The sequence below is a fragment of the Pseudomonas palmensis genome (assembly GCF_017848315.1).
Lineage (GTDB): Bacteria > Pseudomonadota > Gammaproteobacteria > Pseudomonadales > Pseudomonadaceae > Aquipseudomonas > Aquipseudomonas palmensis.
Map to the genome: position 1 here is coordinate 1 of NZ_JAFKEC010000079.1, position 21,729 is coordinate 21,729.

Sequence of the window (21,729 nt, forward strand, 5' to 3'; positions counted from 1 at the left end):
CGCCCACCCCATGCATTACCGCTTCGAGGCCAAGATGAACCGCATCCCTACCTTCACCACCGCGCGCCTGCAGCTCACGCCCCTGCAATTGAGCGACGCTGCGGCGATCCAGCAACTGTTCCCGCAGTGGGAGGTGGTGCGTTATCTCGACAGCCGCGTGCCTTGGCCGTACCCGGACGACGGCGCACTGACGTATGTGCGCGACCTGGCGCTGCCCGCCATGGCGCGTGGCGAGGAATGGCACTGGATGATCCGCCTGGTGCAGAACCCGCTGCAGTGCATCGGCAGCGTGTCGCTGCACGATACCCCCGGCAACCACCGCGGTTTCTGGCTGGCGCCGCAGTGGCAAGGCAAGGGCTACATGCGCGAGGTGTGCGAGGTGATCAACCGCTTCTGGTTCGACACCTTGAATCGCCCGACCCTGCAGGTGCCCAAGGCCGTGAGCAACCTGGCGTCACGGCGCATATCGCTGCGCGAGGGCATGCACCTGCTGCACGTGCAGCCCGGCAATTTCGTCAGTGGGCCGATGCCCCAGGAAACCTGGGAGCTGACGCAGGATGAATGGCGCAAGCGCCGCGGCGACGCCAGCCCCGCAACGCAACCCGCTGGCGAGCTGGAAGCCACCCTGCACTACCTGGAGCAACGCCTGCTGCAGCAGGACGTACGCAGCAACACGGCCTTGCTGTCGACGCTGCTGGCCGATGACTTCATGGAGATTGGCGCCAGCGGCAAGGCCTGGCACAAGGCGGATGTGCTCTCCAGCCTGCCCGTCCAGGCATTCAGGGTGCGCACGATCAGCGATTTTCAGGTACGCCCCCTGGCGCCGGACGTTGCGCTGGTGACCTATACCTGCCACAGCGAAACCGCGTCGCTGCGCAGCTCGGTATGGCGCAGGCTCGATGGCCATTGGCAGATGACCTTTCATCAAGGCACCCCGGCCGCGTAATGCCGCAGACGGTGCGGCCCCACCCGCGCCGTTTGCCTGCGGCGCCCATGCGCGGCATCATCTGCCGCCCCTGTACAGCGAGCCACCTCGATGACCGATTACCGCGGGCTGATGCTCGAAGACACCCGGCAAGGCGCCAGCGACGCTGCGCTTGCACAGCTGGAGGCCAGCCTTGGTGCGCCCCTGCCGGCTGACTACCGTGAATTTCTCACGACCTGCAACGGCGCCTACCTCGAGTACGACGTGGCGGTCACCCTGGCCAGCGGCGAACGGGAGCTGATGAGCTTCTCGCTGTACGGGCTGGACCTGGACGGCGAATGGGAGTCGAACCCCTACGAGCTGGAACGCGCACGCCAGCGCCCTGGCTACCCTGCCCACGGCCTGCTGCCGATCGGGCGTGACGGCGGCGCCAGCCTGTTGCTGCTGGACCTGCGCGAGGGGCGCCAGCAGGTGGCCGCGATGGTCGCCGCCCTGCCCGCCTGGACCGGCCGCCGCCAGCAAGGCGACGAATACGTGGTGCTGGCCGAAAGTTTCAACGACTACCTGGCCCTGCTGCATGTGGCCGAAGAGACCATCGTCAACCATATCGACAGCTTCATCATCAGCCAGGACAGTGTGCAGGCCACCCTCGCCTGGCTCGATTCCGGCAGCCGCGGCTGGCGCGAACGCCACCGTGAGCGCTGGAACGCACGGGTAAGCGACTGGCCAATATGACTCCCAGGGAAACACCGCAATGAAGCTGACCAGTCAGATCCGCCCCTACGACAACCAATGGCCCGAGCGCTACCTGGCCGCCAGGGCAGGCATCGCCCAGGGTTTTGGCAGTGAACTGATCGACATCCATCATGTGGGCAGCACGGGCGTACCCGGCCTTGCCGCCAAGCCGGAGATCGACGTGCTGGTGGTGGTCCAGGCGCATCGGGAAACCGCAGCACGCCACGCCCACATGCAGGCTCTGGGGTACGTGCGCGGCTCCGACCTGTCGCCGGGCCACCACTTCTACCGTCGTGATGTCGACGGTATCCGTACCCACAAGGTGCACGTGTGTGCCCAGGGCCACCCACAGATTGCCTGGATGCTGCGCTTTCGCGACCTGCTGCGCAGCGATGACGACCTTCGCCAGCGCTACCAGGCGTTGAAGCTTGAGCTTGAAGCGACCAATCGTGACGGTATCGGCGAGTACCTGGCCGGCAAGGCGCCATTCATCGAGGCCGCGATGCGTGGCCAGGTGCCGTCGCAGGGCGGCGTCTAACGGGCATATCCGCAATCAGTGGCTATGCTTTGCGCGTGATCCACGCACGTTGCGTCATGCGTTGTTCCGCTCATTCAGCCATTACATGGAATGCAGGCTTATGAAATCGATTCGCTCCCTCGCCCACGCCGTTGCCCTTGCCTCACTCATGACCACTGCCAGCTTTGCGGCCCACGCCGCCGAACTGCCGCTGGGCAGCGAAGCGCTGCAAGACCACATCAGCACCCAGGTGCTGGCCGTGGACCCGGGCAACTTCCGGGTCACGATCGAAGGCCCGAACAACAGCCAGGTGCCTATCCAGCTGACCAAACAGGCCAAGGACCTGCACAACCTGAAGGTGGGCGACAAGGTCGACATCACGGTGACCCGTGCCGTGGCCTATGTGCTCAACACCAGTGAGGGCGGCGCGCCGAAGGTCACCGACGAGGCCGGCACCGTGCGCGCCACCAAGGACAACCCCAACCCGGGCGGCGAAGCTTTCCGCCAGGTGCGCGTCACCTCCAAGATCACCGCCATCGACCTCGACGCCCATGAAGTGACCCTGCTGCCGCCCCAGGGCAAGGTGAAGGTGGTGAAGGTCGAGGACCCCGAACTGCAGGCGCGCATGAAGAACCTCAAGGTCGGCCAGACGGTCGACGTGGTGTACACCGAAGTGCTGACCGTGAAAACCTCGCGCCCGTGAGGTATGCTCGCCGAGTCGACTGACTCGAACGGCTCTGGCGCGCCGTTCCCGGCCGGATTTCCCCGGCCAGGAACGCACCGCCCACCACCCGATGGCCAGCCGCGCCTGCCACGGGTATTCCATTGGAACACCCCCCTTTTTCACGTCGCTTGACCGTTGCACAGGGGAACCGGGATGAACGCAAAAACAGTGCCTGGCCGCTTGTCATGGGGCCTGCCCTGCCTGCTTGCATTCGCCCTGCTGCTGACCGGCGGCTGCGCCGGCAAGACGGCCGCCAATCGCTATGCCGCCCAGGGTTCCAACTGCTACGCAAAGGCGGTGCCCAGCACTGGCGAAGGCGGCCTGGCCTGGGGCTCGACCCTGGGCCAGGCCCGCAAGAAATCCATGGACAACTGCATGCGCTACGCCAGCCGCTCCGGTGGCACGCCCAGGACCTGCCAGGTGGTACTGGCCCAGTGCAAGGGCCAGTAACGCATCGGCAAGGCGAGCCTGTTTGAACGGAGTGTGTGATTGAACAAGCGAATCGTGGTAATTGGCGCAGGTATCGTCGGTGCGTCCCTGGCGTATCACCTGGCCGGCAAAGGCGCACAGGTGACGGTACTGGATGCTGGCGATGTGGCGTGCGGGGTGACCGGTCGCTCGTTCGCCTGGATCAACACCTCCCACAGCGCCGCCGACCCCATCGCGGCGCTGCGCGGTGCCGCCATCGAGCAATACCGACGCCTGGAGTCGGAGCTGCCGGGCCTGGCCATTCGCTGGTCAGGCGCCCTGACCTATGGTGTGCAGGCGCCCAGCCCCTCTGCCGCCCTGGTGAGTCGCGAGCGCATCCGCGAGCTGGAGCCGAACCTGCGCCACCCGCCGCTACAGGCCAGCCATGCGCCCGATGAAGGCGCGCTGGACGCGGTAAAGGCCACCCATGCCCTGCTCGCCGGCGCCCGAGCGAAGGGCGCAACGGTACTCACCCACACGCAGGTGGTGGCCCTTGCAACCCATGGCACCAGGGTAACGGGTGTGCAGACAGCGGCAGGCATCATCGAGACGGACATGGTGGTGCTGGCTGCGGGAACCGGCACTGCGGCGCTGACCGAGGCTATCGGCCTGCCGCTGCCCATTTTGGCCTCGCCGGCGATATTCATCCGCTACGCCGCACCTTCGGGCCTGGTGCGCAGCATTTTGTCCAGCCCGGACATGGAGGTGCGCCAGGCTGACGACGGTACCCTGCTGGCAGCGGAGGATTACCTGGACGACGCACCGCAAAACCAGCCCGCAGCCCTGGCGCTGCGCACCGCCAAGGTCATCCGGAAGGAGCTCGATGGCGTCACCTCTCTGCAGACGCAACAGGCCTGCATCGGGCTCAGGCCGATGCCTGCCGATGGCATTCCGATCATCGGCCCGCTGCCCTCGGTTGCCGGGGTCTACGTGTGCACCATGCACCCCGGCGTGGTGCTGGCGGCTGTGGTCGGCCAACTGGCCAGCGAGGAGATCATGCAGGGCAAGACGTCGCCGGCCCTGGCACCTTGCCGCCCGGAGCGGTTTTTCAAGGACGGCGCCCCATTGCACCACGCCTTCACTGCTAGGCTGGATTGATACCCACTGCCCAGGTCAGCCCCATGCCCTACTCCCCCGCCGCATTGCAGATGCTCGAACAGCTCGGCATACCGTTGAACGCGGTGATCGAGCGCCATCTGCAGGAGTTCGTCGAAGCCAGCCTGCTGCAGTGGGCCGAGACCGGCCAGGACAACCGAAAGCACGAACTGGTCGCCGTGGCCGCTCAGGCCTGGCGCCAGTTGAAAGCGGCTGCCGGTGCCGAGGGCGTGGCGCTTTACCTGGTGTCGGCCTTCAGAAGCGTCGAACGGCAGAAGAGCATCATCCAGCGCAAGCTGGACAAGGGGCAGAGCATCGAGCAGATCCTTGCGGTCTCGGCCCCGCCGTTCTTCAGCGAGCATCACACCGGGCGTGCCGTCGACATAGGCACCCCCGGCTGCACCGACCTGGAGCCCGAATTCGAAGCGACACCGGCATTCAGATGGTTGACCCGCAACGCAGCGACCTATGGCTTCGAGCTGTCGTACCCGCCCGACAATGGCGCAGGCTACGTGTATGAGCCCTGGCACTGGCGCCATGTAGCCAGCTGATTCAGGCGGGCTGAGACGCCGCCGCCCGCGCAACCAGGCGCCGGTGGGCCCACACAGCCACCAGCAGCACCAGGGCACCGGCCACCAGCGCCACACCGAAGCCGGCCCGGGCACCGCTGCCATCCACCACCTGCCCCGCTACCGCCGCCCCCACGGCCACACCGATGTTCAAGCCGGCCAGCAGCCAGGTCATGCCCTCGGTCAGACGATGTTCGGGTACCAGCCGCTCGACCAGGGTCATGGCCACGATCAGGGTCGGCGCAAAGAACAGCCCCGCCACCAGCACCGCCACACCCAGGCCCGGCAGGCTGGCGACCAGCAACAGCGGCAGGGTCGTGGCAGCGGTTGCCAGCCCACCCAGCAACAGCAGGCGCGGCAAGGGCACCTGCAGCTTGAGCGCACCGAACAGCAGCCCCGCCACGCACGACCCCACGGCATAGGCCGACAGCACCAGGCTGGCCGCCGCCGGCTGGCCGCGTTGCTCGGCAAAGGCCACGCTGACGATATCCACGGTGCCGACGATCATGCCCATCGCCACCATCAGCAGGGTCAGCAGACGCACGTTGGCCAGGCGGATCACCGAGCCCGAACGGTCCCCGGCAGCTTCCCGGAGCTGGATCGGCGGCTCGGTACTGTGCTGGACGACCAGGGCAAACACACCCAGCACCAGCAACAGTGCGGCCGCAAGCAGGCCCGCCTGGGGCAGTACCACCACCGCAAGGCCCACCGACAGCGGCGGCCCGGCAATGAAGCTGACCTCATCGAACACCGTCTCCAGCGAATACGCCGCTTGCAACTGCGGCTGGCCACGGTACAGGGCCGTCCAGCGCGCGCGCACCATTGCCGACACGCTCGGCATGCACCCTGCCAGCATCGCCCCGATGAACAGCGCCCAGTCGCCAGCCCGTTGCCAGGTGCTGGCCAGCACCAGCAGCAGGCCGAGGAAGCTGATGGCGGTGGCCGCAGGCAACACGCGGCGTTGCCCGAGGCGATCCACCAGGCGCGATACCTGTGGCGACAACAGCGCATAGCTCAGCACGAAGACCGCCGCCACTGCCCCGGCCAGTGCGTAGCTGCCACGCAATTGCGACAGCAAGGTGATGATGCCGATGCCTGTCATCGGCAGTGCGGTACGCGCCAGCAGCCCGGCCAAGGCAAAGCCCAGGGCGCCCGGCGCGGCAAAAAGGTCTCGATAAGGGTTGGCCATCTGATGCTCCAGGGCGGTGAATTGGCCGCTGACACGGCAGCGCGACAAATTACATACGGCATGTATGTATAAAAAGCGTATATTCATACGCACCGAATGTAAATAATCATACGCACCGTATGTAAGGAGACACGCCCATGGCTCGCCGCACCCGTGCCGAAATGGAAGAAACCCGCGCCACCTTGCTCGCCACCGCCCGCAGCGTGTTCAGCGAACGCGGCTATGCCGATACCTCGATGGATGACCTGACCGCCCAGGCCGGGCTGACCCGCGGCGCGTTGTATCACCACTTCGGCGACAAGCAGGGGCTGCTGGCGGCCGTGGTGGCGTCGATCGACGCCGAGCTGGATGCACGCCTGCAGGCGCTCTCCGACACTGCCCGCACGCCCTGGGAAGGCTTTCGCCAGCGGTGCCGGGCGTATCTGGAAATGGCGCTGGAGCCGGATTACCAGCGCATCGTGCTGCGCGATGCCCCAGCCGTGCTGGGGGGCACCTCGACGGACGCGCAACGCCATTGCATCGCGTCGATCCAGGCACTGCTGGAACGGTTGATCGAACAAGGCGTGGTGGCCGAGGCCGACCCGCAGGCCCTGGCCTCGCTGGTCTACGGCAGCCTGGCCGAGGCTGCGGTGTGGATCGCCCAGGGTGATGACGGCGATGCGCGACTGGCGCGCAGCACCGGCGCACTGGAACTGCTGCTGCGCGGGCTGCTGGCCAAACCATAGGGCATCAAGGCCACGCGAGGGTGGCCCGATTGGGGTGACAGCGGCGCACTAGCCCCACTGCAGGTTGAACACCATGAAGTTCAGCACCACCCACACCACCAGCGCCAGATGAGTGAGCTGCAGGCCCTCCTGGCGTATCCAGTAGCCGAACCACAGCCCCCCGAGCAGCATGGCGAAAAGAAAGCCCAGGGCTGCGCTAAGCGCCAGGTTCAACCAGGGCCGGGCTGCGTCCAGGCCGCTGCCCAGCAGCAGGTGGTAGCAGCCCGCCCAGGCGGCCAGCACCGCCCCCGCCTGCAGCAGCACCACGACCATCAATGCCGCCCTGTGCACAGCGGGCGAGTGAATGGCCCGCGAGCACAGGGGCAGGTCGATCGCCGGGGCCTGGCGCAGGGGCGCCATCGACAGCGTGCCCCCGACGGCCGCCGCCGAACTGGTAAAAGCCTGCAGGTTGTTGACCAGGGCGATGCTCAACCACAGGGTGAACCCTGCGGCCAGTACCATCTGAAACATCAGCAGTGAAGTTGCAGTATCCACGAAACGGTCCTCATCAGTTGTTCAGGGTGTTTGCGCTAAGCGTCCTGCCGGAAGGCGCGCGCCAGGCCAGGGCCTTGTACAGGTCCACGGCGTTGCCATAGGAGGCGGCCTGTGCCCGCGCGATGTCCTGGCGCAGACGCAACAGGTCGCGCTGGCTGTCCTTGACCGCCAGGTAGCTGCCCGAACCTGCGCCATAGCGCTGCTGGGCGATGGCGAACGCCGCCTCGCCATGCCGCGCCGCCTGCACCAGGCCGAGCAGGTGGCGCTGGTGCTCGGCCAACTGCGTGACTGCGCCCTCCACCTCTTCCACCGCCACCAGCAGCACCTGTTCGAAGTGCGCCGCCTCGCCCTGGGCCAGCGCCTGGGTACCGCGCAGGCGCGCCCGCACCGAGCCCAGGTCGAACGCTGGCCAGGTCAGGCCGGGCGTCAGCTCGAACGCCCGCGCCGCACTGCCCAGGTCGCCGTCACGCAAGGCAAAGAAGCCGATGAACCCACCCAGGTTCAAACGTGGGTACAGGTCGGCAGTGGCAGCGCCCACATCCTGCACACGGGCAGCCAGCAGCCGTTCGGCCTGGACCACATCGGGCCGGTTGCGGATCAGCTGATCCACATCCCCCAGTGGCAGCTGGCGCGCCAATGGCATCGGCGGCATGTCACCCAGCGCGATGGCAAAGCTGCCGGGGCGCTGGCCTGTGAGCACCTGCAGCCGGTACAGGCGCCGCTGCAACTGGCTGCGCAGTGGCGCCACAGTCGATTGCGCCAGCAGCAGGTTGCTCTGCGCGCTCTCCAGCGCTTCGGGCAGGCCGGCGCCGGCGTGCAACTGCGCCTGGGTCAACTGCACGGTCTCCTGCCAGCTGCGCACCGCTTCTTCGGCCAGCAGCCCTTGCTGGCGTAGCCCCTGGGCCTCGAAGTAGGCCTGGGCCACCTGGGCCGCGATGCTCAACTGCACCTGTTCCAGGTCGGCCGCGGAGGCCTGCGCACGGGATTGGGCGGCGCGCTCCAGGTGATCGAGGCGGCCGAACAGGTCAAGCTCCCACTGCAGGTCCAGCCCCGCCCGCCACGATTCGGACAGGCTGCGGGCCGGCGGCTGCCCCTGCCTGGCCTGCTGCGCCAGGCTGCGCTGGTAGCTCGCGCTGCTGGTCACCGTCGGCAGGCGCTCCAGCGCCTGTTCATCCACATGGGCACGGGCCAGCAGCAGGCTGGCACGCGCCTGCTCGATGGCGTGGTTGTGGGCCAGGGCGGTTGCGATCAGGCGTTCCAGCTGCGGGTCGTCGAAAAAGGTCCACCAGGCTGACGTCGGCTGCACCGGCGTCGCAGCGAAGGCCTGCGCCTGCGGGCTGACCACATGAATGGGCGCCACCTCGGGGGCGTGATATTGCGGCCCGACGCTGCAGGCGGCCTGCAACGCCACGGCGCCCAGCAACAGCGGATAACGGCTGAACCCCTTCATGGCCTTGCCTCCCTGTGCCCAAGCGCAAGGCCCTGCTCGGCCTCCTCCAATTGCTGCTTGCGCGGGCTGTGCACGCGATGGTCACGGGCCAGCCAGGCATACACCGTGGGCAGCACGAACAAGGTGAACAGCGTGCCTATCAACATGCCGCAGACAATGACCACACCCAGGCCGAAACGGCTGTTGGCACCGGCGCCGCTGGCGAACAGCAGCGGCATCACGCCGAAGGTCATCGCGGCGGTGGTCATCAGTACCGGGCGCAGGCGAATCTGCGCGGCGCGGATGATCGCCCCGGCACGGTCGAGGTTCTCGCGCAGCTGGATCTCGTTGGCGAACTCCACCATCAGAATGCCGTGCTTGCTGATCAGCCCGATCAGGGTCACCAGCCCGATCTGCGTGTAGATATTGAGGGTGGCCCAGCCCAGTGCGAGCGGCAACAGTGCGCCGCAGATCGACAGCGGCACGGTGACCAGGATGATCAGCGGGTCCACCAGGCTTTCGTACTGGGCCGCGAGCACCAGGTAGATGACCACCATCGCGGCGAGAAACGCCAGCACCAGCGCATTGCCTTCCTGCACGTACTGGCGCGACTCGGACTGCCAGTCATGGCTGAACTCCGGCGGCAGTTCGCTGGCCAGTTGCTGCAGAAACGCCACCGCCTGCCCCTGGGAAACCCCCGGTGCCGGGATGGCCTGCAGCGTGCTCGCATTCTGCTGGTCGAACTGCAGCAGCCGGTTGGGCTCGACCGTCATCTGCAGCCGCACCACGGCAGACAACGGCACCAGTTGCCCCGCTTCGCTGCGCACATACTGGCGCTCTAGCGCCTGGGGCGTCAGGCGCTGATCCTGGGTGCTCTGCGGGATCACGTCATACGAGCGGCCATACAGCGCGAAGCGGTTGATGTACTGCTCGCCCACCAGCACGGCCAGGGAGTCGCCGAGGGCCTGCATGCCGATGCCCAGGCTGGCGGCCTTGGCGCGGTCGACCGTCACCTTGACCACCGGGTTGTTGTAGTCCAGGTCGCTGTCCACCACCGCGAACAGGCCGCTGTCGCGGGCACGCTGCTTGAGGGTTTCCATGGTCTGGTACAGCACCGGGTAGTCCTGCGCGCTGCGCAGCACCATCTGCACCGGCAGGCCACCGCTGGAGCCTGGCAGCGAGGCCACCTGGAAGGCAAAGATGCTGCTGCCCTCCACTTCGCTCACGGCCTGCTGCAGGTCGGCCTGGACCTGATCGGCCGAGCGCTCGCGGGCCTGCCACAGGCTGAGGTTGATGCCGCCGAAGCTGCTGGCCGGCCCGTCGGTGCCGTTGATGATCCAGGTGTCGGTGGTTTCCGGCAGGCTGTGCATCACCTGGTCGAGCTTGCTGGCGAAGCGCTCGGCATAGTCGAGGCTGGCGTACTGCGGCGACTTGATGGCGGTGAGCACGGCGGCCTGGTCCTCGGGTGGCGCCAGCTCGCGTTGCGGCTGCAGGTACAGCCACGGCAGGCTCAGGCACACCAGCAAGGCGACGCCGCCGCTGACCCAGCGACGCGACAGCGAGTGCGCCAGTGCCCGCCCGTAGGCGCTGGCCAGCCCGCCGAACACCTTCTCGGCAAGCCTGGCCATGCGCCCCTCCTGCTGGCCGGGCTTGAGCAGCAGCGAGCTCATCACCGGCGACAGGGTCAGGGCCACCACCCCCGAGACGATCACCGCCCCGGCCAGGGTCAGGGCGAACTCGCGAAACAGCGTGCCGGTGAGCCCGCCGATCAGGCCGATAGGGGCATACACGGCGGCCAGCGTGAGGGTCATGGCGATCACCGGCCCGGCGATCTCGCGGGCACCGACCAGCGCGGCGGCCACCGGCGTCTGGCCCTCCTCGATATGGCGGTGCACGTTCTCCACCACCACGATCGCGTCGTCCACCACCAGCCCGATGGCCAGCACCATCGCCAGCAGGGTCAGCAGGTTGAGGCTGAAGCCGAACGCCAGCATCAGCCCGGCCGCGCCGAGCATCGACAGCGGGATCGCCAGCACCGGGATGGCCACGCTGCGCAACGAGCCCAGGCACAGCCAGATCACCAGCACCACGATCACGATCGCCTCGACCAGCGTGTGCAGCACTTCCTGGATCGAGGCCTCGATAAAGCGTGCAGTCTCGTAGGCCAGCGCCACGTTGACCCCTGGCGGCAGGGTCTGCTGGATCTGCGGCAGCAGCTTGCGAATGCCGTCGACGATCACCAGCGGGTTGCCCGCAGGCGTCGGGAACAGGCCCAGGTGCACCGCCGGGCGGCCATCCATGATGGCGCTGGTCTGGGTGGCCGCGGCGCCCAGTTCGACCGTGCCCACATCGCGCAGGCGCACCAGCGCCGTGCCGTCATTGCGAATCACCAGGTCGCGAAAGGCCTCGACACTGGTCAGGTCGGTATCGATGCGTATGTCGGCCAGCACGAACTGGCCGCGTACCTGCCCGGGCGTGGCCTGGTAGTTGTTGCTGCGCACGGCATCGGCCACCTCGGCGGCGGTCACGCCGCGCCCGGCCATGCGTTCGCTGTCCAGCCACAGGCGCATGGCCAGGGTCTGGCCACCGAAGGTCTGGATCTTGGCCACGCCGTCGATGCCGGAAAGCTGCGGCTCGACCACCCGCGACAGGTAGTCGCTGAGTTCGGGAATCGACAGCGTGTCGCTGGCAAAGCCCACATAGGCCACGGCGGTGGAATCCCCGGCCGACAGCTCGACCACCGGGTCGTAGGCCTTGTCCGGCAGGCGGTAGCGCACCTGGTTGACCTTGGCCATGGTCTCGCTCAGCGCCTGGGTCGAGTCGCGGTTCAGCTCCATGCGCAGGGTCACCAGGCTGCGGCCCTGCACCGACGACGAAGACAGGTAGTCGATGCCTTCCACCGACGACACCGCCTGGGTGATCGGCTGGGTCACGAAGCCCTGCATCAGTTCGGCCGATGCACCCGGGTATTCGGTGCTGACGGTAATGGTGGCGGTTTCCAGCAACGGGTACTGGCGGATGGGCAGCTTGCCCAGGGCGAACAGGCCGGCCAGCACGATCAGGCTGCTGACCACCAGGGCCAGCACCGGGCGACGCACAAAACTGTCGGTGAACCTCATGAGGCGTCGCCCCCGTCGGCGTTGTGCAGCGTGTCATTGGCCACCTGCTCCACCTGCATGCCGTCACTGAGCTTGAGCTGGCCCGAGACCACCACGCGGTCGCCCGCCTTGAGCCCGGAGGTGACTTCCACCTGGCCCTTCCAGCGCTCGCCGGTGGTCACCTGCACGCGGTGCACGCTCAGGCCGCGTTCCGGGTCGTGGGTGGCGATGAACACGGTCTGGCCGTAGGCGGTGTAGGTGATGGCGGTTTCCGGCACGGCCATCACCCGGGTCGGCTGCGCCGCCGCGAGCTGCACGCTGGCGTACATGCCGGCCTGCAACTGCCCGTCCGGGTTGGCCAGGGTGGCCTGCACCCATACTGCGCGCGCCTTGCCCACCATCGGGTCGATGGCGTTGATACGCGCCGCAAAGGTCTTTTGCGGCAGTGCATCCACCGCCAGGGCTGCGGTCTGCCCCACCTGCAAGCCCGGGGCGGCATGCTCGGCCAGCGAGAAGTTCACCCGCAGTTGCGTGGCGTCCACCAGGCTGGCCACGGCGTCACCGGCATTCAGGTACTGGCCTTGATGCACGCGGCGGATGCCCAGCTTGCCGGCAAAGGGGGCCCGGATCGCCTTCTGCGCAATCCGTGCATCGACCTGCTGCAGTTCGCCCTCGGCCATCTGCACGGCGGCGGTGGCGTTGTCGAGTTGCTCCTGGGTAGTGACATTGGCGGTGCGCAGCTTGCCGATGCGCTGATGCAGGGTGCGGGCATTGCGCAGCTGTGCGCTCAGGCGCACCCGGTCGGCCTGCTCGGGGGCATCGTTGAGCTGCACCAGCAGTTGCCCGGCCTTGACCCTTTGCCCCGACTCGAAGGCGATGCGCGTGATGCGCCCGGTGGTTTCCGCGGCCACCTGCACCTGGTGGGCGGCTTCCAGCTCGCCGGCGGCGAAGGTCTGGCGGGGCGCCTCACGCGAGGTGACGGTGGCCAGCGCGACCTTGGTCACCGGCCACGCCGCAGTGGCGTGCGCCGCCGAGTCCTTTCTGGTCAGCAGCATGACGACGGCCAGCACGCACACAACAGCGGCGCCCCCTCCCAACAGCATCCTCTTGCCCATCTTTGCTCCGCTCATCGGTGTGGTGTGTTCGCTGCACAGCGCATCCCGTGCCGACGGCTGGCATCGGCACGGCAAAGCGGTTGCAGGAAAGATCGGGCCGGACTATAAAACCTCAACTTAACTTGAGGTCAACACACGTGGCGGCAGAAAAGACGATGGATGGTGCGCGCTCGCTCACCATCGGCGAGGTGGCCAGGCGCAGTGGCGTGCCGATTTCCACCTTGCACTTCTACGAGTCCAAGGGGTTGATCGCCAGCACGCGCAATGCCGGCAACCAGCGGCGGTTTCCGGCGTTGGTGCTGCGCAGCATCGCGATCATCAAGGTAGCGCAGCGCACCGGTATTCCGCTGGAAGAGATCAAGCATGCGATGAGCCGCTACCCGCCCAACAGCAAATTGACGGCGGCGCAGTGGGGTGAGATGTCATCGGCCTGGCGCGAGAACCTGAATGCGCGCATCCGGACGCTGGAGGCATTGAGGGACAGCCTGGACAACTGCATCGGTTGTGGCTGCCTGTCGCTGGATGATTGCCCGTTGCGCAACCCGGGGGATGCGCTGGGGCAGGATGGACCGGGGCCGAGGATTCTGGAAGGGGCTGCCGAGGGTTAGGCGCGAGGGTTGCGGGTGGTCTGGCTGATGCACCGTGCACGCAGGTTCTGCGACCGCTTCGCGCTCGTTCGCCAGCAATGCTGGCTCCTACAGCCCTGTGGCTTCTGCCCGAAGGGCGTAGGAGCGGGCCTTGCCCCGCGAACTGGCGCGCAGCGCCAGCAAAACCTGCGAACGCGATCTGGCTGATGCACCGCGCACGATCGTCGGCCAGCAGCAGCCCACCTGCACGCATGTGGTTGAGCTACCGCTTGAGCCCAGCCAAGTCAGTAAGGCACGTTGACCTGCAACTGCTGTATCTGTACCGAATGCGGGTGGATCAGGTGGGTCAACACGCGTCGCTCCTTGACCGCGGATTTTTCCGCGTAGTCGGCGAACCGGTCATTGCTGACGATGTAGGCGGCCTGGTCGAACTCGGCAGCGGCCAGCAGGGCCTCGTCCGCTTTCACATCGCGGGGCATCACCACCACCTTGGCCCCGGGGAACAGCGCCTGAAGCCCGGCATGGTTGCTCGACACCCGTGCATAGATGCCCGGGTCGAATATCACCGTCACCTTGTACCCCTGGCACAGGACCGGCACCAAGGCAATCAGTGCACCAAGCCCGATGAAGGTGCCCTTGCCGTTCTCCGAAGGCAGGTAGCACAGGTTGTTGCCATCGAGGATGAGCGTTTCGATGTGGTTTTCCATCAGCCGTGTGATGTCGCGCAGGCGTTCCTGGATTTTCTCGATATCCCGCTCGAGCTTGCGCCGCTTGGCATTCAACCCGCTCAGTACCATGCCCGGCTTGCTGTTTTCGAAGAAGCTCTCGCACTCTTGATGTATGAGCGCTTTTTCCCTGCCGCTCGACGCATTCGAGAGCGCCCACTCAAACCCTTGCGCCTTGGCGATGTCGTTGTCGATCTGCTGCAGTTGGCGCTGCTGGCGTTCCCATTGGCGCGACACGTCGCCGGCCATGGCTTCCCATTTTTCGCTGGCACTGCGGGTATGCTCGATCAACTGGTGCAGGTGCGCCAGTTCCTCGTTCAAGCCGGCGATGGTGGCCGTTGCTTCCAGCGGATTGAACTGGCGATACCGGCGCAAGTTCGCCGCCAGCCGGCGCTCTTCGGGCTCATGGCTGGCCAGCTCGGCCTGGGCCTCCTTGCGCGACAGCTCAAGCATCGCAAGGCGCTTGTCCAGTTCACTGGCCTGGTGCTGCGCCACCTTCTGCTCGGTGGAGCGCCACAGGCCCGACAGCCAGCCACCGGCCACGCCCTGGCAGGTCTGCTTGCTCTGGCTGGTGCTCTGCAGGGTGGCGCTGAGCTGATTGAGCCGTTGCTTGATATCCAGGGTGATGCGGTTGCGCTGGGCCAGTTGAGCGCTGGCGTGCTCGCAGTCGAATGCGTCGTACCACTGCATGTCGAGGGTCAACTTCTGGATATCCAGGTTGATCGATGCGGTCTTCTGGGTCAGGGCGACCACCCGGGCCGCGTGTTCATTCCTATACATGATCGTTCCTTGTAATCGACAGGCCAGGGTTACACGGGGTCTTGCGCATTGCGCTGCCCGCTGCGGTAGGCCGCCCTGCCCGCCCATTGCAATGCCAGTACGGTAACGGCACCGGCAGCAACGCAGATGGCATTGGTCAGCAGAAATTCGAGCGGCGAGATCGTGGTGTTCATGCCAGCCCCCTTTCACCCAGGCGTACGCCGCAGTGGCCGCAGAACCGGCTCGATGCCTCAACCGCTGTACCGCAGGCGGGGCACATCTTGGCAACCAGCATTTTCTGGCGCATATGGCCGATCTGGATAACGCAGGGCACAGTTACCCGGTAGGCCGGGCTGGCCAGGTCGAACGCGGTCCACAGACCCGTGATGGCCCAGCCGACCGGGCCTGCGAGCACGGCCAGCCCCCTGCCCAGGCCCGCACTACCTGCCAGCATCACGCCACGTCCCACCAGGCTGCTCATGGTCGCGCTGGCCACTACCGCGGCCAGGCGGTAGGAGGTCAGCCCGGAGGCGCTGAGGCTGGCGATCAAGCTTGCCAGTGCAGTGGGCCCCATGCCCGGCCGGTAACCCGCCCCGACCGATTCGAAGAAGGTCTTCTTGTCGTCTTCGCTCATGCGCCCCACCGACTGCTCGACCACCTTGGCGATGATCGCCATCTCCATACTGGCGCAGTCTCCGAGGCCGCTCTTGGCAACCCCGACGTGAGAAGCCACGTCGGTGAGCAGTTCCTTGTAGGGCACGCCGCTGCCGCCGCGAAACACGTTCATCAGCGAGTTACCGCCAAAGCGCGTGAGTTCCTCGACCACCAGGCCGCGATCAAGGTCGGTGATCTCACGCTCCTTGGCAGCGCTCAACTGGCGGCAGACCGAGGACGACAACGAGATGCGTCCCTTGCCGCTGTCGGTGATCACATCGATGAGCAGCCCGATATCGTCGCTGCTCGCGCTCATCATTACGTCTGCCAGGTCGGCATCTTGAATCATTGACATGGGGGGTTCCTTTGATGACCAGGGGTCAGTCGATGATGGTCGGGGCATGCGGGGTGCTGCGGCTGACGAAGGCCCCCGCAATGGCTGTCAGCCAGGCCCGGGGCTGGTCGGAGCGCACCTGGCGCAGCATCAGTGCGTCCAGTTTCAGGCAACTGCGCCGGCGCCATTCGTCACGGGCATTGACACGGCTGACTTCGGGCGACGCACCCACGCCGATGGGACGCACGTCGGGATGCACCTTGCATTCGCGCAGCACCTTCTCGACCGGGTTGCCCTGCTCGAGCTTGCCTTCGCTCTGCAGCTTGACTGCTGCTGCCAGGTAATCGCGGCTGCCACCCACCGCCTGCCCCAGCGCCAGCCAGTCTTGCGGGCGCATCAGCAGGAACGCAGGGGGTACCCCCAGTGCATCGGCAATGCGGCTGAGCGTGTGCAGGTCCGGGTTGGGGTCGAGCTGCTCGCGAGGTGACTTCAATGCCCTCAGCGTACTGCGAGCGATGCCGGTTTCGCGTTGAATGCAGGCGGCAGTGACAGGGCCTGGCCGGCCGTCCTCGCGCTGCTTGCCACCGATGGCAAGTACCGCGCTGAGGTTGTCACTGAAGTGCGCTCCCAAACTTTTCGGTGGTACGGAGACAGGACTGTTCATGGGGGCCTCTTGCGTGTGGCGATGACGGCAAGACTATCCATGGCAATGTGCCATATCAACCGCAAACGGAGCGACAGCGCTCCATCAATCGATCCATATGGAGCGCAGTCACTCCATATAACCAAGCCCCGCTGCGGCCAGTTTCGCCACCTCAAGGGTGCCGCCCGGCGGTTGATGGTCTTCGAGCAGCCAGCTGACCGACAGGCCCGTCCACGCGAGCACCCACTGCAACAACCGACGAGGTTCCATGCCGCTGGCCTTGGCGACGATCTCGACCCGGTGCGCGAAGCGCCCCGGTACCAGCGCCTGCTCACCATCGGGATTGCAGAAAATGTTCGCGTAATCGAAGCCCCGCTCGCCATACAGCCCCTTGGGGTCGATGGCGAGCCAGCCGGCTGCGCCGAAATCGAGCACGTTGCCGTGGTGGATGTCGCCATGCAGTACCCCCACATCGCGCGGCGCGGCCAGCAGTTCGCGGGCGGTGCTGGCGCAGTGCAGCAGAAGACCGCCGTGCCTGTCGGCCCCGTGCCACAACCCCTCGAACCACTGCTCCAGTGGCACCAGAGCGGGCATGGGCGTGGCGCGCGGTGCGTGCAGGCGGGCGGCAACCGCGCAAAGAATGCGCGTGGCCTGCTCGTCGTGCCCGTCCTTGACCATCTGCGTCAGTGCATCCGTACCTTGCGCGCGCACCATAAGAAGGGCTTGGCCGTCGTGAGCCAGTACCGGCGCTGCCCCCTCGCCCTGCCACCACGCCATGAGCAGGCTGCCCGCCTGTTCTTCGGCAACGTGCGAAATCTTCAGCATCGCTGGCCTGCCCTGCTGGCGCACCGGCAGCAGGGTGCCGTTCAGCGAGTCGAACGGCTCGCCATCAACAGTCAGTTGCCAGCGCTTGAGATAGTCGTCAAACATGCCGTGGCCTGGGTAGCGAGGCGATCATCTGGTCAAAGGCCTCCAGCGCATAGCGCCCTTCCAGGCGCTGCAACGTGGGCAACTGCGCGGGCAAACCGAATTGCACCCTGCCGGGCAGCACCTGCTCGATGGCGCCGTACCAGTTCAGCACTGCTTCCTGCAGGCGCACGTGCAGCTCGAACCTGCTGCGCCGACGCGTGCTGTCGGCCCGGGCCCGCTCCCGTGCCAGCTGTGGGTCGATGCGCGCAACCAGGTAGGCGTCGGCAAAGCCGATGCGCCCTTGAGCGAAGGTCTGGCGGGTGGCGTCCAGTTCCACCTGCCAGTCGCGCTCACTGGCCTCGCCGATCTGCCACAGGCTCCAGATGTAATGCAGCTTGAGCGGGTCGCTGTCGCATACGGCCCGCGAACGGCGCTGCTCCATGGCCAGCGCCGCCTGCCAGCGATCGACGTTGCGTTCGGCCCAGAACCCAGCCGCCCCGAGCGGATCTGCCGCGCGATCGGGCTCGTTCTCAAAACGCCCGTTTTCGGCAATCAACTGTTGCTCGGCGTGACTTGTGCACCAGGTGGTCTTGCCACTGGCGCTGATACCTTCGACTACCACAATCATTGCAACTGCCACTCCGTTGAACAGGGCTTGCTGCAAAGCCCAAAACCGGCCGACATCATACAAGCCGCCGAGCGTGTGCAATACACAGGTGCGTGCACCACCCCATCCGCAGGATAAGAAGAACTGATAAGGCATGAGGCCTAATCATTGGATCTGATACGGCTCACCGTTCAAGAATGCGCACCTGTTCTGCTCCCCCTGCCTTCTGGAGAAATACATGTCGTTTGTCGTGCCTGTTCTTGACCCGCAGATTGCAGAGATAGCACCGGGGTTCCGTGCCATGAGCATCTGCGTCAAAGCCACGCCGATCACCCGGCCCGAGGTGGCGACCAACGCCCTGACGCAGGCCTGTGAGGCGGTCACAGCCGGCGCCCCGGACTGGGCAGAGGCGCACCTTGCGGCATGGGCAAACACCTTCCGGCTGTTCGGCGCCAAGCCGCAGCGCACGCCGTGCTCGGCCGAGGCACTGCGCAAGCGCGTGCTGCGCGACGCCGTGCTGCCGAGCATCGACCCCATTGTCGACCTGTACAACGCCATCAGCCTCAGGTTCGCCGTGCCGGTCGGCGGCGAGAATTTCGCTGCCTACATAGGTGTGCCGCGTTTGACCGTTGCCACCGGTACGGAGCTGTTCGACACCATCAAGGACGGCAGCGCCGCCAACGAATCGCCCGACAAGGGTGAAGTGATCTGGCGCGACGACCTGGGTGTGACGTGTCGGCGCTGGAACTGGCGCCAGGGAACCCGAACGCGCCTGGACGCCGATGCAGAACAGATGTGGTTCATCCTCGAAAGCCTGCCTGCAATGCCCCTGGAGGCACTGCAAGCCGCGGCTGACGAACTGGGCACCGGGCTTTTGCAGATGATGCCGGGTGCCACGATCGACCGGCAGTTGATCGAACTCTACTGAGTTGTGCGCGCCGAGGGTCAGAGCCGGTGAACCCTGATCTCGACCCCCTCCTCGGGGTCGGGCACCCGAAAGTGGCTGGTGATCAGATCGAACTCGGCGTCGGTCGCGGCGAACTCATGCTCGGCGCGGCCGTTGCGAAGGTGCAGCCTGGCCCGGCAAGTTTCATCGCTTGCCTCGATGTAGTGAACGCAGTGCGGCACCTGTGCGGCGTCGGCCAGGGCGCGCAGCCATTGGCGATCGGCAGGCGTGTTGGCCGGAAAGTCCAGCACCACGCTGGTGCCCGCCCTGAGCATGTCGGTAACCAGCGGCCCCATCACCGCCCGCACCTGGCGGGCAAGGCGCACGTAGTCGGCCACCGAGTGGATCTGCTGCGGGTACAGCCTGGAGAGCCAGTGATCCTCGCTCAGCAAGATCGCCGCGTGTTCGGTTGCCAGGGCCTTGGCCAGTGTCGACTTGCCGGAGGCGATCTTGCCGCACATCAGATGAAGCGTCGGGGTGGCCATGGCGTTGTCCTGATTGATGAGCCGCCATGATGCCGTGCCGGCGCTTGCCCCCACAACAGTGGAACGCGCTCAGAGGTTCATGCCGATGGCCAGCCGGTTGAACGCATTCATCAACGCCACGGCCAAGGTCAGGTCGGAAATCTCGACGTCGGAAAAATGGGCTTTCAAGGGCTCGTACAACGCATCGGGTGCGCCCTTTTCGCTGACGTGGGTCAGCGTCTCGGCCCAGGCCAGTGCGGCGCGCTCGCGCTCGTTGAACAGCCCACTGATGCGCCAGCCGGCCAGGCAATCGAGCTTGGCTTGCGCCACCTCGCTGTCACGCAGGGTTTGCGAATGCTTGCCCAGGCAGAAGGCGCAGCCGTTGATCTGCGAAATGCGCAGGTACACCAGTTCGATCAATGGCAGGCCCAGGGAACTGGCGGCCAGTGCGTTGTTGGTGGCGAGCAGGCCTTGGTAGGCCTCAGGCGACAGGGAAGCGAACGGCAGTCTGAGTTGGCTCATGGTGAAACTCCAGTGAAGTGAAAGGGATCAGGCGCAAACCTGTGGGTTGAACAAGGGCTCCAGCGCCAGGCGAGCGCGGCCGGCGTCGATTGCGCTACGCACCGCCTGCTCGCTGCCCACCAGGCCCTGCAGGTAGGTGAAGTGCAGGTCGAACAGCCCGAGGGTGTTGAGTACATGGCGCAGGTACGGCGTGAGAAAGTCTGGTTGGCGCGCCGCCTCGCCCTGGTGAATGCCACCGGAGCCCACCAGCACGTACACCGGGCGGTCGCGCAGCAAACCGACCTTGCCCTGCGGGCCGGCACTGAAGGTGCGGTGAATGCGCAGCACGTAGTCGATCCACAGCTTGAGCGCGGCCGGCAGCATGAAGTTGTGCATGGGCGTTGCAATCAGCAGCACATCGCTGCGCTCCAGTTCCTGGATCAACGCCTCGGACACCGCGAAAGTGGGTGCGTCGAATGGCGTGCGGGTGGTCAGGGCGCGGGCGTAATCGGTATCGAGCGGGGGCAGCGGGCTCGCGCCCAGATCACGCTCGATCAGTTGCAGCCCGGGGTGGCGCCGGCGCAAGGTGGCCACCAGCTCCAGCGCCAGTTGATTGGCATGGGACACCGCCCCCTGCGGGCTGGCGTTGAGCAGCAGTATGTTGTTCATTGCGGGCTCCCCGGCTTAAGGCTTTGGGTAAAGTGCATGCCACGGGCCAGCAACCCCTGGCGAAAATAGAAGCGCTGGGCCAGCGGCATGTGCAGGCCGGTATCCAGCACGAAGTGATCGCAACCGCGCTGCAGCGCCTCGTCACGCACGGCGCTCAGCAACTGCGCGCCCAGGCCGCCGCGTTGCAGGTCGGGGCTTACCACCAGGTCATCGACATAGATGAAGCGCCCGTACAACAGGTTTTCCAGCGGGCGGTAGCCTGCCAGGCCCACCACCTGTTCACCCTCCCATGCTGCCAGCAAGCGATAGCCTTGGGCGGCCTGGCGCTGCAGTTGCGCCACATAGGCGGCCAGGTCAGTGAGGTGCGGGCGCAGTACACGCATCAGTTCAAAGCTGGCTTCAAAGGCTGCGTGGCTTTCGAGGTGTTGAAGGGTGTAGGCCATGGTCGTCGTCCGCTTTTCAAGAGCGCCCACTTTAAGCAAGCAATGGCTTAAGCTACAGGGCCGAAAAATGAATAAACGACTAGGCCAAGATGCTTTCCTTCGAACTGGACCGCAGCCAGCAGGCGCCGATCTATCGCCAGCTCTACCAGCGCTTTCGCGAATCCATCGCCGACGGCCGCCTGCGCCCAGGTGATCGCGTGCCGGCCGTTCGCGCCCTGGCCGCCGAGCTGAACCTGGCGCGGGGCACCGTGGAGGCGGCCTACCAGTTGTTGATCGGCGAAGGCTACCTGATGGCGCGCGGCGCCGCCGGCACGGTGGTCACCCCGCAACTGACCCCGGTTGCCCCACCCCAGCTAGGCCCTGGC

Annotated in this window: 27 protein-coding genes and 1 pseudogene; 13 read left to right on the top strand and 15 right to left on the bottom strand. The window is 66.2% G+C overall.

Annotation, left to right across the window (positions count from 1 at the left end; all coding sequences use genetic code 11):
- Nucleotides 1–34: 34 nt before the first annotated feature.
- The 8 genes and pseudogenes from JZZ72_RS27945 to JZZ72_RS25670 form a co-directional block, all read left to right on the top strand.
- Nucleotides 35–574 (top strand): annotated as a pseudogene (locus JZZ72_RS27945) (GNAT family N-acetyltransferase); the annotation flags it as partial.
- Nucleotides 575–679: 105 nt separating this feature from the next.
- Complete coding sequence (locus JZZ72_RS27950) at nucleotides 680–946, top strand: nuclear transport factor 2 family protein (RefSeq protein WP_236066336.1); 267 nt, start codon at nucleotides 680–682, stop codon at nucleotides 944–946.
- A 90-nt stretch (nucleotides 947–1,036) separates the two neighbouring features.
- Entirely contained in the window at nucleotides 1,037–1,660 is a 624-nt protein-coding gene (locus JZZ72_RS25645; RefSeq protein ID WP_054914615.1) for an SMI1/KNR4 family protein, read from the top strand.
- A gap of 19 nt (nucleotides 1,661–1,679) precedes the next feature.
- Nucleotides 1,680–2,198 (top strand): GrpB family protein, encoded by a 519-nt coding sequence (locus JZZ72_RS25650; RefSeq protein ID WP_054914616.1) that lies wholly within the window; start codon nucleotides 1,680–1,682, stop codon nucleotides 2,196–2,198.
- A gap of 100 nt (nucleotides 2,199–2,298) precedes the next feature.
- Nucleotides 2,299–2,880 carry a hypothetical protein gene (locus tag JZZ72_RS25655; RefSeq protein ID WP_058540103.1) on the top strand — a complete coding sequence of 194 codons (582 nt, stop codon included), beginning with the start codon at nucleotides 2,299–2,301 and terminating at the stop codon, nucleotides 2,878–2,880.
- Nucleotides 2,881–3,054: 174 nt separating this feature from the next.
- Nucleotides 3,055–3,351, top strand: a complete 297-nt coding sequence (locus JZZ72_RS25660; protein WP_088514983.1) for a hypothetical protein — start codon at nucleotides 3,055–3,057, stop codon at nucleotides 3,349–3,351.
- Nucleotides 3,352–3,390: 39 nt separating this feature from the next.
- Nucleotides 3,391–4,467 (top strand): NAD(P)/FAD-dependent oxidoreductase, encoded by a 1,077-nt coding sequence (locus JZZ72_RS25665; RefSeq protein WP_088514984.1) that lies wholly within the window; start codon nucleotides 3,391–3,393, stop codon nucleotides 4,465–4,467.
- A 23-nt stretch (nucleotides 4,468–4,490) separates the two neighbouring features.
- Nucleotides 4,491–5,015, top strand: a complete 525-nt coding sequence (locus tag JZZ72_RS25670; RefSeq protein ID WP_088514985.1) for a M15 family metallopeptidase — start codon at nucleotides 4,491–4,493, stop codon at nucleotides 5,013–5,015.
- Nucleotide 5,016: 1 nt separating this feature from the next.
- Here the strand turns inward: JZZ72_RS25670 and JZZ72_RS25675 are convergent, their stop codons facing one another.
- A complete protein-coding gene (locus JZZ72_RS25675; protein WP_210015371.1) occupies nucleotides 5,017–6,222 on the bottom strand; it encodes an MFS transporter in 1,206 nt (401 codons plus the stop codon).
- Between the two features lie 137 nt (nucleotides 6,223–6,359).
- On the opposite strand from JZZ72_RS25675, the gene JZZ72_RS25680 reads away from it, so the two are divergent.
- The gene (locus JZZ72_RS25680) at nucleotides 6,360–6,947 is read left to right on the top strand and encodes a TetR/AcrR family transcriptional regulator (RefSeq protein WP_104572348.1); all 588 of its coding nucleotides are present in this window, start codon (nucleotides 6,360–6,362) and stop codon (nucleotides 6,945–6,947) included.
- Between the two features lie 48 nt (nucleotides 6,948–6,995).
- Here JZZ72_RS25680 and JZZ72_RS25685 read toward each other — a convergent pair whose 3' ends face one another.
- The 4 genes from JZZ72_RS25685 to JZZ72_RS25700 are packed head-to-tail and all read right to left on the bottom strand — an operon-like array spanning nucleotide 6,996 to nucleotide 13,123.
- Nucleotides 6,996–7,481, bottom strand: a complete 486-nt coding sequence (locus JZZ72_RS25685; RefSeq protein WP_244988634.1) for a DUF2165 family protein — start codon at nucleotides 7,479–7,481, stop codon at nucleotides 6,996–6,998.
- Between the two features lie 13 nt (nucleotides 7,482–7,494).
- A complete protein-coding gene (locus JZZ72_RS25690; RefSeq protein WP_210015372.1) occupies nucleotides 7,495–8,931 on the bottom strand; it encodes an efflux transporter outer membrane subunit in 1,437 nt (478 codons plus the stop codon).
- Nucleotides 8,928–12,029, bottom strand: a complete 3,102-nt coding sequence (locus JZZ72_RS25695; RefSeq protein ID WP_210015373.1) for a MexW/MexI family multidrug efflux RND transporter permease subunit — start codon at nucleotides 12,027–12,029, stop codon at nucleotides 8,928–8,930. The genes JZZ72_RS25690 and JZZ72_RS25695 overlap by 4 nt, the downstream gene beginning before the upstream one ends.
- Nucleotides 12,026–13,123 carry an efflux RND transporter periplasmic adaptor subunit gene (locus JZZ72_RS25700; protein WP_210015374.1) on the bottom strand — a complete coding sequence of 366 codons (1,098 nt, stop codon included), beginning with the start codon at nucleotides 13,121–13,123 and terminating at the stop codon, nucleotides 12,026–12,028. Before JZZ72_RS25700 ends, JZZ72_RS25695 begins: the two co-directional genes overlap by 4 nt.
- A gap of 155 nt (nucleotides 13,124–13,278) precedes the next feature.
- On the opposite strand from JZZ72_RS25700, the gene soxR reads away from it, so the two are divergent.
- Both soxR and JZZ72_RS25710 read left to right on the top strand, forming a co-directional pair.
- The gene (gene soxR, locus JZZ72_RS25705) at nucleotides 13,279–13,731 is read left to right on the top strand and encodes a redox-sensitive transcriptional activator SoxR (RefSeq protein WP_054914623.1); all 453 of its coding nucleotides are present in this window, start codon (nucleotides 13,279–13,281) and stop codon (nucleotides 13,729–13,731) included.
- 130 nt (nucleotides 13,732–13,861) lie between these two features.
- Entirely contained in the window at nucleotides 13,862–14,011 is a 150-nt protein-coding gene (locus JZZ72_RS25710) for a hypothetical protein (RefSeq protein ID WP_161493033.1), read from the top strand.
- Here JZZ72_RS25710 and JZZ72_RS25715 read toward each other — a convergent pair.
- The 6 genes from JZZ72_RS25715 to JZZ72_RS25740 form a co-directional block, all read right to left on the bottom strand.
- Entirely contained in the window at nucleotides 13,995–15,215 is a 1,221-nt protein-coding gene (locus JZZ72_RS25715; RefSeq protein WP_210015375.1) for an NYN domain-containing protein, read from the bottom strand. The genes JZZ72_RS25710 and JZZ72_RS25715 overlap by 17 nt on opposite strands.
- 29 nt (nucleotides 15,216–15,244) lie before the next feature.
- Entirely contained in the window at nucleotides 15,245–15,388 is a 144-nt protein-coding gene (locus JZZ72_RS25720) for a hypothetical protein (protein WP_167400193.1), read from the bottom strand.
- A complete protein-coding gene (locus JZZ72_RS25725) occupies nucleotides 15,385–16,203 on the bottom strand; it encodes a zinc-ribbon domain-containing protein (protein ID WP_043861395.1) in 819 nt (272 codons plus the stop codon). The genes JZZ72_RS25720 and JZZ72_RS25725 overlap by 4 nt, the downstream gene beginning before the upstream one ends.
- Before the next feature lie 25 nt (nucleotides 16,204–16,228).
- Nucleotides 16,229–16,846: a helix-turn-helix domain-containing protein gene (locus JZZ72_RS25730; RefSeq protein ID WP_043861396.1), complete on the bottom strand. Its 618-nt coding sequence runs from the start codon at nucleotides 16,844–16,846 to the stop codon at nucleotides 16,229–16,231.
- A 108-nt stretch (nucleotides 16,847–16,954) separates the two neighbouring features.
- Entirely contained in the window at nucleotides 16,955–17,755 is an 801-nt protein-coding gene (locus tag JZZ72_RS25735; protein ID WP_210015376.1) for an aminoglycoside phosphotransferase family protein, read from the bottom strand.
- The gene (locus JZZ72_RS25740; protein WP_210015377.1) at nucleotides 17,748–18,362 is read right to left on the bottom strand and encodes a hypothetical protein; all 615 of its coding nucleotides are present in this window, start codon (nucleotides 18,360–18,362) and stop codon (nucleotides 17,748–17,750) included. The genes JZZ72_RS25735 and JZZ72_RS25740 overlap by 8 nt, the downstream gene beginning before the upstream one ends.
- A gap of 217 nt (nucleotides 18,363–18,579) precedes the next feature.
- Here JZZ72_RS25740 and JZZ72_RS25745 point away from each other — a divergent pair, with 217 nt between their 5' ends.
- Nucleotides 18,580–19,269, top strand: a complete 690-nt coding sequence (locus tag JZZ72_RS25745) for a B3/B4 domain-containing protein (protein ID WP_210015378.1) — start codon at nucleotides 18,580–18,582, stop codon at nucleotides 19,267–19,269.
- A 17-nt stretch (nucleotides 19,270–19,286) separates the two neighbouring features.
- On the opposite strand, the gene JZZ72_RS25750 is transcribed toward JZZ72_RS25745, so the two are convergent.
- The 4 genes from JZZ72_RS25750 to JZZ72_RS25765 form a co-directional block, all read right to left on the bottom strand.
- A complete protein-coding gene (locus JZZ72_RS25750) occupies nucleotides 19,287–19,772 on the bottom strand; it encodes an AAA family ATPase (RefSeq protein ID WP_210015379.1) in 486 nt (161 codons plus the stop codon).
- A gap of 69 nt (nucleotides 19,773–19,841) precedes the next feature.
- The gene (locus tag JZZ72_RS25755; protein WP_043861401.1) at nucleotides 19,842–20,273 is read right to left on the bottom strand and encodes a carboxymuconolactone decarboxylase family protein; all 432 of its coding nucleotides are present in this window, start codon (nucleotides 20,271–20,273) and stop codon (nucleotides 19,842–19,844) included.
- A gap of 27 nt (nucleotides 20,274–20,300) precedes the next feature.
- Nucleotides 20,301–20,921 (bottom strand): FMN-dependent NADH-azoreductase, encoded by a 621-nt coding sequence (locus tag JZZ72_RS25760; RefSeq protein WP_123752546.1) that lies wholly within the window; start codon nucleotides 20,919–20,921, stop codon nucleotides 20,301–20,303.
- Nucleotides 20,918–21,364 (bottom strand): GNAT family N-acetyltransferase, encoded by a 447-nt coding sequence (locus JZZ72_RS25765; RefSeq protein ID WP_100632830.1) that lies wholly within the window; start codon nucleotides 21,362–21,364, stop codon nucleotides 20,918–20,920. Before JZZ72_RS25765 ends, JZZ72_RS25760 begins: the two co-directional genes overlap by 4 nt.
- 89 nt (nucleotides 21,365–21,453) lie before the next feature.
- Here JZZ72_RS25765 and JZZ72_RS25770 point away from each other — a divergent pair.
- The coding region (locus JZZ72_RS25770) for a GntR family transcriptional regulator (RefSeq protein ID WP_210015380.1) at nucleotides 21,454–21,729 on the top strand (276 nt) is incomplete at its 3' end.